Origin of the sequence: Qipengyuania sp. HL-TH1 (assembly GCF_036365825.1) — a bacterium.
GTDB lineage: Bacteria > Pseudomonadota > Alphaproteobacteria > Sphingomonadales > Sphingomonadaceae > Qipengyuania > Qipengyuania profunda.
Map to the genome: position 1 here is coordinate 3,073,108 of NZ_CP142675.1, position 14,226 is coordinate 3,087,333.

Here is a 14,226-nt window from a genome sequence, read left to right on the forward strand (position 1 = left end):
GCGTTGATGTTCGCGCCCCCTTCATTTTGCGTGCTTGGAGGCGAGAACTGAGATGAAAGCTGACCCTAGATCGAATGCCAGACGGGATTGGGCAGGGCGGAACTCCCCACCAAGACTGTTGCGGACGCCTGGGGGTGAGCTCGTCCGCGAATCCTGGTTCTCGAACGACAATCGTATCCCTGAAAAGTCGACCGGTGTTTTCAGTATCAGGGATTCGTCGCGATCTTTCAGGCCACGCGTGGCGCGAAAAGGATGACTGTGGCACCGCCGAGGCAGATCAATGCTCCTAGCAGATCCCAGCGATCCGGCTGTGTATCTTCGACGAGCCAGAGCCAGCCAAGCGACGCGGTGATATAGACGCCGCCATAGGCGGCGAAGGCTCGCCCTGCAGCATCCGCCTCAATGCGAGCAAGGAGATAGGCGAACAACACGAGCGCCAATACTCCGGGAAGGAGCCACCAGGCGCTCCTGTCCATTCTGAACCAGGCCCAGAACGCAAAGCACCCCGCAATCTCGGCGAGCGCGGCAAGGGGATAGATCCATATCGCGTTCACGCTTCAGTCCCCTCGGCGAGCGCTTCAATGACCAGACAGGTGCCGACCGTTCCTTGCTCGCAGTTTTCCAGCATCCGGCGCAGTTCCCTTCGGAGAGCCTCCAGATCGGCAATCTTGCGGTTGACTTCGCCCAGGTGCGCTCGTGCCAGCGTGTCGACCGCATGGCAGGCCCGCGACCGGTCGTCGGCCAGTTCGAGAAGTTCGCGAATGCGCGTCATGGAAAACCCCAGGTCGCGCGCGCGGCGAATGAAATTCAGTCTCCGGGCGTGCTCGGGACCGTAGTCGCGATAGTTGGCCTGTGTGCGGGGCGGGGACGCGAGAACGCCCTCGCGTTCATAGTAACGGATGGTTTCCGCTTTTACGCCCGCCGCGCGGGCGAGTTCACCGATCCGCATAGGCTTCCCTCGATCGCTTGACCTTGTAGCGACTACAAGGTGTATAAATCGATTCGACACAAGGAGTCGAGCGAATGGGAAAAAATTGCTGCGGTCCTGTCGAGGACGTCGAGGCGAATAATGATCCGCTGTGGCGCCGTATCCTGTGGATCGCTCTCATTCTCAATGCGGTTATGTTCAGCGTCGAAATCGTGGCGGGCCTTGCTGCTGATTCGCGTGCATTGCAGGCTGACGCACTCGATTTTCTGGGCGATGCGGCAAATTACGCCATAAGTCTCTGCGTTGCCGGAATGGCGCTTGCGTGGCGCGCTTGCGCAGCCATTGCCAAAGCAGCGACCATGCTGGCGTTCGGGCTATGGGTGCTTGGCTCCGCGATCTGGGGTTTCTTTGTCGGTGCCTCGCCGGACGCCGGGACCATGGGCATTATCGGAACCGTCGCGCTTGCGGTGAATCTCGCAGTTGCCGCGATGTTGTTCCGGTTTCGCACGGGTGATGCCAACATGCGCTCGGTGTGGATTTGCTCGCGCAACGACGCGATCGGCAATGTAGCGGTTCTGGGCGCGGCGCTGGGTGTCTTCGGAACCGGGCGCGCGTGGCCCGACCTGGTCGTGGCCGCCATTATGGCCAGCCTAGCAATTTGGGGCAGTATTGAGGTATTCGGTCAAGCGCGCGGTGAGTTGCGCTCTGCTTGAGAAGGGACTCCGACAGGCAGTTACGTGATAGCACGACCTCTGCTGGCTTACGCTAACTTCCTTTCAAAGCCCATTGAAGGCCAACCGCTTTCAATTATTGCAGGTGACCGCATGAGTACTGGTCCATCAAAACCATCCTTGCGGTGGACTCCGGAGACGGTGATGTTTTCGGCGGCCGGGTAACGATTGTCTCTCCTGATGGTGACAGTCTTGATGCAATTCGTCGCGCTGCTCATCCCGGCGACCGCTGCTCATTAGGAATCACTTTCGCTCGCTTCGACTAGGCTGACCCAAGTCCCATTTTTCGTGAGAGCCAAAGGGTCGCGGTCGGGACAAGAACCCACATGATTATGGGAACGAGTCCGATCTTTGTCCCAGGGACTAGCGGCATAGTGGGACTGTAGGTCCAGCCCCAGGCAGCCCCAACGGCCAATATTTCGACCACGGATGTTATCGCGAGACCGATGGCGAGATAGATAAGGAAGCGGGATATTGGCCAGTCGACAAGCCAAGGTGTTCGGCGGTTTCCCAACGAGGCGCCCAGATAGGCCGCCACCATGATACCCGCGTCACCGAACGATGCCAGACCACATCGGTATGCGGCTTCAACAGGACCAAGCCCGTCAGTGCTGTAGAACGGGAGCTGGAACATTTCCCAGGCGAAGGCAATCAGTCCGCCGAAAATGGCGATCCACAGGGCGGGATGCGCGCCCCGCCACACTGCTTCGGGCCTACCCGTATTAATAGGCTCCAAAGCTCACCATCCTATTGCATTGGCTCCGCCATCGCCATGCCGATCCGCTAAACAACGAACCGGTCCCAGCTTCCGTAATGTTCGTCGCTCCGATGCCCTCTTGGCAGGCTCAGTACAATCAGAAGCGCTCCGAGCATCGTACCGACAACGTTGCCAACAGTACTGGCGCCTCCGTCCATAAGCCACGGAGCCACGATGAGCCAGGCACCGAACGCGACGTTGAGAAAGCGCAATGGCCTTGCGACCTCCGCCATGGCAATTACCGATACCGTGATGACCAGCGCGCCGACCAGATGGTCGCTGTCAGCAAGAGGCGGTACATTCCCAAGAACGAGCCTGGAGAACATCAGGAAAGCACCGATCAGCACACTGATGGCCAATGTCCATGGGACCGTGACCCCGCGCGCCGCCGAACCGCCGATCGCCGCGAGCGGAGCATCGAAACCGGGATGTGAGTCCTTGCTGCCGCCTGGCAGCGCGTCGCCGCGGAAGAACGAGCGCCAGAACGGTCGCCCGCGCCGCGTGTTGAGAACCAGGAACTGGCCCATCGCGACCAGCTCGTCGAGCGAATAGGGGATCATGATCAGCATCGCGGCCGCCGCCATGAGGCAGATCGTGCAATAGGTGCCGATCATGATCGGCTGGATGATGATGAAGTAGATGCTGATCACGCCGAGGGGCACGACGACGATGCCGAACAGTGTCACCATCCAGGGCATGGTCCGCCAGCGGGCCCTGCCGCCCATGACGCCCATCAGGATCTCGAACATGTAGCTCATCGCACCGATGCCGCCATCGGCCACCGGCCAGGCCTTGGAGACATCGGAGGTAATGATGTATTCGGTCCCGTTGAGCGCGCTTGGCGAAGCGAAGAACGGCTCCCACACGCCGTCGATATGGCCGAGCTGATATGCCGTGAGGATACGTGAAAGAAAGAAACCGACGGCGCCGAGAATAATGATCGGCATGCGCTGGACATAGGTCGAGGGCGAATAGGTCCAACCCGGCGGCACGTCGCTGTCGTCCATCATGCCTTCCGGAGCCATGCCCGGCATCATGGGCACCAGGATGGTGAAAGCGATCACCAGTGCGCCGATGAAAGTGTCGTTGGCATAGACGGCAGCATCGGGCGTCCAGAACAGCAACGGGGCGCCGAGCAGCCAGATGCCGATACAGGTGTTCGCCCATTGCGCCCAGCCTCCGCGCGGCGAAAGGGAAATGGCCGCGAAGATCATGATCAGCACGCCGCTCACCAAATCGTTCCAGGCTGTCAGCCAGCTTCGTAGCGCGGGATCCCAGAGATCGCGATCCTCGGTTATGCGCGTGACTGCAGCGGTAAATTCGCTCTGGTCGAAGGTCCCGAAGACAAACGGTGTGGTCGCGAGCCATAGGCCGAGCAACATCGTAAACCAATGAACCCAGAGCATGTTGAAATGCATCTTGCGCATGTGACCGGCGTGGTCCGCCAGAGCATCTTCGCTTAGCGGGGCAGGCTCTGCCTCATCGGCTTCATCGAAATTGCTGCCGGCCACCCGCGCGGCATTGAGCTTGTTCTCAGCGTACCAGGCCGAAGGATCGGCTTTCAGACCTTCGACGATCCGCGGGAGGGCGGTCCTCAGCCTGTGCTGCGGCGTCCAGTCCAGCCTTTCCCGCGCATTGCTGAGATCGAGTTCGTAGTGGTCGTCCGAAATGTCCACCATCCACGGCCGGATGAAAGTCTCTTCGCCAAGCACTTCGTTTTCGACCCAGGCGCCGGTCTTGGCGAGGCCCTTCGGCACCGTGCGCGTCGTCCAGTCCTCATCGTGGATCAGGCGTCCAAGCGACTTTTGCAGTTCGCCATAGGACATCACGTCATCTTCGCCGAGAAGAACCGGCCATTCACTGGGAAGCTCGCTCCGCCGGTCGACGATTCGCTCGATCCCGTCGAGCAAATCCTCAAGGTGCAAATATGGCTGTCCGGTGTCGAGGTCACCGGGATAGACGCGGGCGCTCGGCCGCTTCTCGTAAATTCGCGCGACCTGCTGTGCCAGAAACGCCGAATGGCCTTCATCGTCGTATACGCCCGCAGGCCGCACGAAGACCGCATCGATGTCGCCGCGCTTCTCGCGGATCAACTGCTCGGTGCGGACCTTCGATTCGCGGTAGGGCAGATCCGTGTCCAGCGGCGAGGTCTCGTCGATCAGCCCGCCGCCCTTGATGGGGGCATGGGCCAGCATCGTGCTCACGAACACGAACTGGTCGATTTCGAAATCCTGAAGTGCGTCGAGCAATCGACCGGTTCCCTTGACCGTCACCGCGTCATATTTGGGGTTCGGTTCACCGGTAAGATCGAAATAGGCAGCAAGGTGGACGAAGGAGGCGATCCTTTTGCCATAGGCGGTTCGAACGCGTTCGAAGGCGGCATCGATGCTCGCCTGGTCGGTGACATCGACACAGACGCATTCGGCCTCTGCCGGGGGATGGGGAGCGGCGTCGCGGTCGAATCCGATCACGCGGTATCTCGCTGCAAGCTTCTTTACGATGGCTGAGCCGATATAGCCGCTCGAGCCAGTAACGATCACGACAGGTTTATCGGAGTTGTCAGTCAAGATATGATCCTTGCTTCGACTTTGAACGACCTCACGACCCTTGAGCGGTGCCTAAAAACCTCAATCTAACAGAGTTTCCAACCCGAAAGCGTGCGGGAAAACGCAGTCCTTCTCCCTGTTACGAAATAACGATCGATTTCCCTCACATCGAGAGCAATTTCCGCAGCGAGCGGGCATTGGATTTAACTAACGGCACCCTTCCTGCCGAGCCTCGGGTTTCCTCGGCAGCCGATAATACGGACCAGCGCGAAAGACCAACGAGTCGGCTTTGAAATAGGAACACATGGTAAGGGGAGACCGTAGTTCTGTCATATCAAACTACAATTTTCGAAGAGTAGGAGGCGACATGAAGGCCCAAGACGTAATGACATCGAACCCCGCATGCTGCAATCCATCGAGCACCGTGCAAGAGGCAGCTTTACTGATGGTCGATAATGATTGCGGCCAAATCCCCGTTGTCGATGATTCCGGTGCGTTGGTGGGCGTGGTGACCGACAGGGACATCGCCTGCCGCTGTGTTGCCAAAGGCAATTCCTCCGACCAACGCGTTGAGGAGGTGATGACATCATCACCTGTTACTGTCACCGCCGATGCAAGCGTCGACGAATGCTGCACCAAGATGGAAGACAATCAGGTTCGGCGGCTTCCGGTGGTCGATGACGAAGGCAAATGCTGCGGCATCGTTGCGCAGGCCGATATCGCCAGAAGCGCAGCTGAGAAGGAAACCGGCGACCTCGTGCGCGAGGTATCGGAGGCCAGTTCGGAGCCAGCTTCGGCGGGATGCTGCTAGTCGCACAAGACTATTGATTTTACGCGGATAAAGCGGACGGGGCGATCTGATCGGTCCCCGTCCGCAATCGCTCGTTACTTGTCAATCGCCTCGCCCCCGACTATCTCGGGCCGGTGAAGTTCATTCGTACCTTGACCTTGATCCTTTTTGGCTTCGGACTCTTTGTCCAGGTTGGAGCGAATGCGGCAGCCCTTCCTCAGATCGAGGCGGCGGAGATGAGCGACTGTGCCGAGATGGCCGATAACGATACATCCACCGATCCGGCAGGACCATGTTCCAGCATGACGCTCGATTGCGTGATTGCCATGAATTGCTTGCCGCCTTTGGCTCTGTCGAATGCGACTGAAATGGAGGGTGCGCCCCTTCGTTTGGTACCGAGCTACCTTGTTTCTGCGGCCCCGTGGTTTGAAACAGATCCACCGCGACCGGAATCGCCTCCTCCAAAACCAATCCTCACCGTCTAGTTTTCCCTGAAGGCGCGTTGCGACTTTTGCGAGACTGACGAACGATGCAGCCGCACGAACCGGTCTTCGCCGGTGCGGCATGTTATGTCGTCAGCTCGCTCTGCACGAGTGAGATTTATGAACTGGCGAATTGGTTGGGTGCCGTTTTCGGCCCTGCTGGTCGCGCAGGCTGCCCAAGCGCAGTCGGTCGGCTATGAAGAAACCCTTGCGGCGGCGCGGGCGGAACAGCCCATGCTTGAAGCGGGCGCTTTGCGTGTACAGGCGAGGCGCGATGCTGCGGACGCAGCGGACGAATTGCCCGATCCACGCGTTCGTGCAGGCGTGATGAACTTGCCGGTCACCGGACCCGCTGCATTTAATCCGTATGCGCAATTGCCGACGCAGCTCGCGGTGGGCATCGAGCAGGAAATTCCCAATCTTGCCAGGCGGCGAGCACGATACGGCCTTGCCGGATCCGAAATCGGTATTGCCGAAGCCCGTCTTGGCTTGTCCGAACGTTCCATCCTCGCCGAGGCCGGGACGGCTTGGATTGGCCTGTATTATGCTCAGCAGCGCCTCGCTCTTGCGCGCGACTCTCTGGACAGCTTAAGGGACTTCGTTCCGGTCGCAGTCAGTGCCGTCGCTTCGGGATCGGCCAGACCTGCCGAAAGCCTTGCGATCCGGCGCGAGCTTCTCGAAATCGAGGATGCCATTACCCGGATCGAGGCCGCGCGCGCAGCCGCGCGTGCCCGGCTGCAGCGATATATCGCCGGAAGCGAGCCCGTCGCTGCGGGGGGCGCTCCCCAAGTTACCGTGGACCCGGAAGAGCTTCGGTTCGCGTTGGAGGCCAATCCGGAATTGCGTCTGGCGGATGCCGAGCAGCGACGTGCCGAAGCTGCAGCCGATCTGGCACGCGCTGAAAAGCGACCTGATTTCGGTGTCAGCGTGACTTATGGCCACCGTAATCCCGATTTCGGCAGTGCCGTATCGGTCATGGGATCGGTCACTTTACCCATCTTCACCGACAGGCGGCAGAACCCGCGCATCGCGGCAGCCGAAGCAGACGCCGCTGCCGCCTCGGCCGAGCGCGTCGATCGCCTGAGAGTGATCAGGGCCCGGTTCGAAGCCGATCTGGCTGCGTGGCGCAGCGCACTGCAGCAGTGGGAACGTGCGCGTGATCAGCTTCTTCCGCTCGCGCGCGACCGTGCCGAGCTCGAGACCGCCAGCTTCGCTGCTGGCCGTGCAGACCTCGTCGATGTGATCGCGGCCAAATCTGCGCTGGCATTGCTCGAACTCGAGATCCTTGAACGCGAACAGATGGCTGTCGAAGCCGCTGCAACTCTACGTCTTACATATGGGGAGGACAGGCCATGAACGCCGCTTTCGAACGTTTTACGCCGCGCCAGCGCACTTATGCGACCGCCGCAGCCATCGCCCTTGTCAGTCTGGCGACCGGATACGGCTTGTCGATGCTCGGCGGAGATAGCAGCGGCGAAGAGCTCGGTGCCGACACCGGCTGCGACGAAGTGCTTTACTGGTACGACCCGATGGTGCCCGACCAGCGCTTCGATGAGCCGGGCAAATCTCCGTTCATGGATATGCAACTGGTCCCAAAATGTGCCGGAGGCGGAGCGCAGGCGGGCGAGGGCGTCAGTATCAGCTCGACCCAAGTGCAGAATTTCGGAATTCGCACTGCCGAGGCCGAATACGGCGTGTTGGAACCGGATGTGAGTGTGACTGGCACGCTCGCCTATAACGGTAGCGAAGTAGCGATCGTGCAGCCGCGCGCGGGCGGCTTTGTGCAGCGGACATATGGTCACGCGCCGCAAGACCTGATTACAAGAGGTGCACCGATCGTCGATCTGCTGATCCCCGAATGGGGCGGTGCCCAGCAGGAATTCCTTGCCGTAGCGGCAACAGGAGACGCGGCGCTTACCAATGCTGCCCGCCAACGGTTGCGACTGCTCGGTATGCCGGAAGGCGTGATCTCCTCAGTCGCTCGAAGCGGCAGACCTCAATCGACGATTACCGTCACCGCGCCGCAATCGGGCGCAATCACATCGCTCGGTATAAGGCCGGGCATGACCGTCATGGCAGGCCAAAGCCTTGCCGAAATTAGCGGCTACAGCCCGATCTGGCTCGAAGCCGCTGTACCCGAGGCATTGGCCGGAAGCGCCCGCGTCGGGCAGCCGGTCAGCGCGACGCTCACAGCTTTTCCTGGCGAGCGATTTGCTGGACGGATCATCGCCATCCTGCCGAGCGCGCAGGACACAAGCAGGACGATTACCGTGCGGGCCGCCATGCTTAATCTAGGGCTTCGGCTCAAACCGGGCATGTTCGCGCAAGTCACATTGGCACCTGAGCGACGTGAGACGTTGCTGGTTCCTTCGGAAGCGGTCATTCGCACTGGCGAGCGGACTCTTGTGATGATTGCACAGGAAAGCGGCGGCTATCGCCCCGCAGAAATTCGCATCGGCCGCGAAGCGAACGGGCGCACCGAAGTCCTTGCTGGCCTTGCTGCGGGCGAGCAGGTCGTTACTTCGGGCCAGTTCCTGCTCGACTCCGAAGCCAGTCTTACCGGTATCGATGTGCGTCCTGTCGATCAGGCCCCATCGGCGGCGACCCGAGACCAGACGTCAAGCGAGGCCGACGAGCCGCAAACCTATAGGGCAACCGGTACAATTGAGCGTATCACCTCAAGCAGTGTGACCCTGCGGCACGGCCCGGTGCCTGCACTCGAATGGCCAGCGATGACCATGCCTTTCGCCACCGAGGGGCCAGAGCAACTGCGCGGTTTCGCGCGCGGTGACCGGGTTTCCTTCACATTTGCGCAGGCCGACACCGGGCCCCGCATTGTCTCGATCCGAAAGACCGGCCAATGATTGCGCGCATTATCGATAGCTCGATTGCCAATCGCTTCTTCGTGGTGTTGGCGGCGATCGGGCTGGCATTGGCCGGTTTCTGGGCTGTGAGGACAACACCGGTCGATGCATTGCCCGATCTGTCCGACGTGCAGGTGGTGATCCGCTCGAACTATCCGGGACAAGCTCCCCGAATTGTCGAGGATCAGGTGACCTACCCGATGGCCACAACCATGCTGTCGGTCCCCGGCGCCGAAACAGTGCGCGGCTATTCCTTCTTCGGCGACAGCTATGTCTATGTCATCTTCGAAGACGGAACCGATCTTTACTGGGCGCGCTCGCGGGTTCTCGAATATCTCAACCAGGTCCAGAATCGGCTGCCCGAAGTAGTTCAGAGTACGCTCGGGCCCGATGCCACCGGGGTCGGCTGGATCTACGAATATGCACTGGTGGACCGTAGCGGCGGACACGACCTTGCCGGGCTGCGCAGCTTGCAGGACTGGTTCCTGCGCTACGAGTTGCAGACCATACCCGGGATCGCCGAGGTCGCCAGCGTTGGCGGCATGGTCAAACAATACCAGATCGTTCTCGATCCCTACCGTATGGCCTCGCTGGGTGTGACGCATGCGCAGGTTGTCAGGGCAGTTCAGGCGGGCAATCAGGAAACTGGCGGCTCAATTGTCGAGATGGGCGAAGCGGAATATATGGTCCGTGCATCGGGTTATCTCGGAACTCTGGCGGATTTCCGCAGCATTCCGCTGCGCGCCGAAGCGGGCGGCGTGCCGGTCACGCTCGGCGATGTCGCGAATGTCCAGATCGGTCCGGAACTGCGGCGCGGCATCGCCGAGCTGAACGGTGAAGGCGAGGTTGCAGGCGGTATCGTCATCCTGCGGCAGGGAGCCGACGCGCGGAGCGCGATTACGGCAGTGGAAGCCAAACTCGAACAATTGCAGGCGAGCCTTCCCGAAGGGGTGGAGATTGTCACCACCTATGACCGCTCGCAACTGATCGACGCATCGGTCGAAAACCTGACCACCAAGCTGATCGAGGAATTTATCGTCGTGGCCTTGGTGTGCCTTTTGTTCCTGTGGCACGCGCGCTCGGCTCTGGTCGCGGTCGTGACGCTGCCTATGGGTGTGCTCGCGGCCTTCCTCGTAATGCGCTTTCAGGGAGTGAACGCCAATATCATGTCGCTCGGCGGTATAGCCATCGCGATCGGGGCGATGGTCGATGCGGCGGTGGTCATGATCGAGAATGCCCATAAACACATCGAACGGTGGACTGAGGAAAATCCCGATGCGGTTCTGTCCGTCAACGAGCGATGGCGTATCGTCACCGATGCCTCGAAGGAAGTCGGCCCGGCGTTGTTCTTCAGCCTGCTGATCATCACCTTGTCGTTCCTGCCGGTATTTACCCTGCAGGCGCAGGAAGGACGGCTCTTCGCGCCGCTCGCCTTCACCAAGACCTATGCCATGGCTGCTGCCGCGATCCTTTCAATCACTCTGGTTCCAGTACTGATGGGTTGGCTGATCCGGGGTAAGATCCCTGCAGAGGACAGCAATCCGGTTAACCGCGTGCTGACCCGCGCTTACCGACCCGGTCTCGACTGGGTTATGCGCCGCCCCAAGACCACGCTGGCCATCGCCGGTCTGATCTTCTTGACGACGCTTGTTCCCTTTTCCCGGCTCGGCGGTGAGTTTCTCCCACCGCTCGATGAAGGCGACCTTCTCTACATGCCCAGCGCCCTGCCCGGACTGTCACCCGGCGAGGCGTCGGCGCTGCTCCAGCGCACCGACCGGCTGATCATGACCGTACCGGAAGTCGAAACCGTGTTCGGCAAGGCCGGCCGTGCCGACACCGCCACCGACCCCGCCCCGCTCACCATGTTCGAGACAACCATCCGCTTCAAACCGCGCGAGGAATGGCGCGAGGGCATGACGCCCGACATGCTGGTCGAGGAACTGGATCGTGCCGTGCAGGTGCCCGGCCTCGCCAATGTCTGGGTCCCGCCAATTCGCAACCGGATCGACATGCTCGCTACAGGGATCAAGAGCCCGATAGGGATCAAGGTTTCCGGAGAAGACCTGGGCGAGCTCGAACGAGTTGCGCTCCAGGTCGAACAAGCCGCCAAGAACGTTCCGGGCGTGAGCTCTGCACTGGCCGAACGGCTATCGGGAGGCCGCTATGTCGATGTCGATATCGACCGGCTGGAAGCAGCCCGCTACGGCCTCAACATCGCCGACGTCCAGCAGATCGTATCTGGCGCAATCGGCGGTGCAAACGTGGCCCGCAGCGTGGAGGGGCTGGCGCGATATCCGATCAACGTGCGGTATCCGCGCGAAATTCGTGACAGCGTGGACGAGCTGCGTAACCTGCCGGTTCTCACCCCGTCGGGTCAGCAGATTACGCTTGGCACCGTGGCTGCTGTCAGCGTGACCAGCGGCCCGCCCATGCTCAAGAGCGAGCAGGGCCGACCGACAAGCTATGTCTACATTGATGTGCGCGGACGCGATCTTACCTCGGTGGTTGGCGATTTGCAGGAAGTCATCGCCGCAGAAGTCGATCTGCCAGCGGGTGTCAGCCTGTCCTATGCCGGGCAATTCGAATATCTCACACGTGCCTATGAACGCCTGCAGATTGTCGTCCCGGCGACGCTCGCAATCATATTTCTGCTGCTCTATCTGATCTTCCGCCGGTTCGACGAGGCGCTGCTCATCATGGGCACGTTGCCATTCGCGCTGACCGGTGGCTTCTGGCTGCTTTACCTGATGGGGTACAACCAGTCCGTCGCAACCGCTGTCGGCTTTATTGCGCTGGCCGGTGTGTCTGCGGAATTCGGCGTCATCATGCTGATCTACCTGAAAGCCGCGTTGGACCGGCGCGGCGAGAATGCAGATGCAGAGGAAGTCTCTGCCGCCATCCGCGAAGGCGCCTTGCTGCGAGTGAGGCCCAAGGCGATGACCGTGGCGGTTCTCTTGGCCGGTCTGTTCCCGATCCTGATCGGCACTGGGGCTGGCTCCGAAGTGATGAGCCGAATCGTCGCGCCGATGATCGGCGGAATGATCACAGCTCCGCTTTTGTCCATGTTTGTACTTCCCGCCGCATATCTGTTGTTGCGGCGTCCCCGGCCAGATCGGCCAAACCACTCCGAAGGAGAAGAAAAATGCGTACCACAACCCTCTTGACCTCATTGGCCGCCCCGCTGGCGCTGGCAGCCTGTGATTCCGGCCAGGATATGGCTGAGATGAACGATATGCCGATGGCTGAAGATGGCATGATGATGGATGATCAGGACATGTCGGCAATGGACCCTGGTGACATGATGCAGACCGCCAGCGCTGAGGGAACCGTCACCGCCATCGATGGCGAAGCTGGCACGATCACCGTCGAGCATGGCCCGGTCGCCGCAATTGACTGGCCGGCAATGACGATGGCGTTCGAGGCAGACGAGCAACTGCGGAGTGATGTCAGCGTCGGTGAGGGAATTTCCTTCGAGTTTCGTACTGGTCCTGAAGGCAGTGTGATCACGTCGATCACGAAGCAGTGAAACGATGGGGCGGCGTCGGACAAATCCGGTGTCGCCCTCGAGGAGCAACGCTATCATGAACCGCAAAGGCCAGGTATTCCCCATCGAGCGTCGTGCATTGCTGAAGCACGCGGGCCTGGCCGCAGCGGGATTTGCGGTCATGCCGCTTGCAGCGTGCGAGGCACCCAACAAGCTTTTGCAGGGCAGCACTGGCGGTTCCAACCCGCTCGCCATACCGCCGTTGCAGGTGGGCCGGATCGAACAGGGCGAGCGTGTTTTTCGCCTCTCCTTGACCTCGGGCCAGAAGGAATTCGTGGCTGGCGTCGCCTCACCCACGATCGGCATTGACGCACCCTATCTCGGGCCGACACTGGAAATGCGCCGCGGCGAACGGGTGCGCTTCCACATCGACAATAATCTGGCCGAAGGCGCCACGGTCCATTGGCACGGGTTCGAACTCCCCGCCTCTGCCGATGGCGGACCGCATCAACTGATCTGCCCAGGCGAGAGGTGGAGCCCGTCTTTCGAAGTGCGCCAGCGCGCCTCGCTCTACTGGTATCATTCGCATCTGCACCGCAGAGCCGGGTCGCAGGTTTATGCCGGACTTGCCGCGCCGATCTATGTGCGCGACGATCAAGAAGAGCGCCTCGGTCTGCCGAGCGAATATGGCATCGACGACATTCCGCTGATCGTCCAGGACCGGATGATCGATGGGTCCGGTCAACTGATTTACCCAAGCGGAATGCAAGCGCGCATGATGGGCGTTCGTGGCAACCGGATTTACGTCAACGGCACCGAAGACGCTGTCTTTGACGCAGCGACCGGACAGCTCCGTCTGCGCCTTCTCAACGGATCGAACGCACGGTTCTATGATTTCTCGCTTGAGGGCGGTGCACCGATGCAGCTTATTGCGAGCGACGGCGGCTTGCTTGATCGACCCCATCCTGTCCGGTCGCTCAGGCTTGCGCCGGGGGAGCGGGCGCAGATCATCCTTGATCTCGCCGAAGGACGCCCGCTGCGCCTTGTCGCCAGCAGCCCGGACAACATGATGGGCATGATGGGCGGACAGGGCCGCGGCATGATGGGCGGAGGGATGATGGGCCGTGGAAATGACGGTGATCCTTCCGGCGGGGTATTTCGCATTCTCGACATCAGGCCCGCAGATACGGCTCGGTCTGTCAGGCTGCCGGCCGAACTTGCTCCGCTTGGTGTGCCCGATCCATCGCTCGCCGTGCGAACCCGCCGGTTTGTGATCGATATGGGTATGATGGGCGGGGGAATGTCGATCAATGACGCGGCGATGGACATGGATGTCATCAACGAACGCGTGCCGGTCGGACAATGGGAAATATGGGAGATCGCCAACGCTTCGATGATGGCGCACCCCTTCCATATCCATAATACGCAGTTTCGCGTGATCGAGCGCAATGGCCGCGCGCCGCCGCCGCTGGAAACGGGATACAAGGACACCGTGGTGGTGAACCCGCGCGAACAGGTGCGCGTACTGGTCCGCTTCGAGGAAAACACCGACCCGGACCTGCCCTACATGTACCATTGCCACATCCTCGAGCACGAGGATGCAGGTATGATGGGGCAATTCGTCGTCATGAACAGCTAGGAAGG

The 14,226-nt window shown here is 60.7% G+C and carries 11 protein-coding genes; 8 read left to right on the forward strand and 3 right to left on the reverse strand.

Going from position 1 to position 14,226, the window contains the following annotated elements; genetic code table 11:
- Positions 1-227: 227 nt before the first annotated feature.
- Together VWN43_RS15690 and VWN43_RS15695 are read right to left on the reverse strand one after the other, a co-directional pair.
- Positions 228-554 carry a YnfA family protein gene (locus tag VWN43_RS15690; protein WP_050600435.1) on the reverse strand — a complete coding sequence of 109 codons (327 nt, stop codon included), beginning with the start codon at positions 552-554 and terminating at the stop codon, positions 228-230.
- Entirely contained in the window at positions 551-949 is a 399-nt protein-coding gene (locus VWN43_RS15695; protein ID WP_050600434.1) for a MerR family transcriptional regulator, read from the reverse strand. The genes VWN43_RS15690 and VWN43_RS15695 overlap by 4 nt, the downstream gene beginning before the upstream one ends.
- A gap of 74 nt (positions 950-1,023) precedes the next feature.
- On the opposite strand from VWN43_RS15695, the gene VWN43_RS15700 reads away from it, so the two are divergent.
- Positions 1,024-1,641 carry a cation efflux transmembrane domain-containing protein gene (locus VWN43_RS15700; protein ID WP_050600433.1) on the forward strand — a complete coding sequence of 206 codons (618 nt, stop codon included), beginning with the start codon at positions 1,024-1,026 and terminating at the stop codon, positions 1,639-1,641.
- A gap of 801 nt (positions 1,642-2,442) precedes the next feature.
- Here the strand turns inward: VWN43_RS15700 and VWN43_RS15705 are convergent.
- Complete coding sequence (locus VWN43_RS15705; protein WP_050600431.1) at positions 2,443-4,983, reverse strand: NAD-dependent epimerase/dehydratase family protein; 2,541 nt, start codon at positions 4,981-4,983, stop codon at positions 2,443-2,445.
- A gap of 346 nt (positions 4,984-5,329) precedes the next feature.
- On the opposite strand from VWN43_RS15705, the gene VWN43_RS15710 reads away from it, so the two are divergent.
- From VWN43_RS15710 to VWN43_RS15740, 7 genes are all read left to right on the forward strand, one after another.
- Positions 5,330-5,773: a CBS domain-containing protein gene (locus tag VWN43_RS15710; protein WP_050600430.1), complete on the forward strand. Its 444-nt coding sequence runs from the start codon at positions 5,330-5,332 to the stop codon at positions 5,771-5,773.
- A gap of 113 nt (positions 5,774-5,886) precedes the next feature.
- Complete coding sequence (locus VWN43_RS15715) at positions 5,887-6,237, forward strand: hypothetical protein (RefSeq protein WP_063612670.1); 351 nt, start codon at positions 5,887-5,889, stop codon at positions 6,235-6,237.
- A gap of 117 nt (positions 6,238-6,354) precedes the next feature.
- Complete coding sequence (locus VWN43_RS15720; RefSeq protein WP_050600429.1) at positions 6,355-7,590, forward strand: TolC family protein; 1,236 nt, start codon at positions 6,355-6,357, stop codon at positions 7,588-7,590.
- Entirely contained in the window at positions 7,587-9,098 is a 1,512-nt protein-coding gene (locus VWN43_RS15725) for an efflux RND transporter periplasmic adaptor subunit (protein WP_050600428.1), read from the forward strand. The genes VWN43_RS15720 and VWN43_RS15725 overlap by 4 nt, the downstream gene beginning before the upstream one ends.
- On the forward strand, positions 9,095-12,262 hold the full coding sequence (locus tag VWN43_RS15730) for an efflux RND transporter permease subunit (RefSeq protein WP_050600427.1): 3,168 nt from the start codon (positions 9,095-9,097) through the stop codon (positions 12,260-12,262). Before VWN43_RS15725 ends, VWN43_RS15730 begins: the two co-directional genes overlap by 4 nt.
- Positions 12,241-12,624: a copper-binding protein gene (locus tag VWN43_RS15735; RefSeq protein WP_228135259.1), complete on the forward strand. Its 384-nt coding sequence runs from the start codon at positions 12,241-12,243 to the stop codon at positions 12,622-12,624. Before VWN43_RS15730 ends, VWN43_RS15735 begins: the two co-directional genes overlap by 22 nt.
- A 4-nt stretch (positions 12,625-12,628) precedes the next feature.
- Positions 12,629-14,221, forward strand: coding sequence for a multicopper oxidase family protein (locus VWN43_RS15740; RefSeq protein ID WP_269420625.1), 1,593 nt, complete (start codon positions 12,629-12,631; stop codon positions 14,219-14,221).
- Positions 14,222-14,226: the final 5 nt, after the last annotated feature.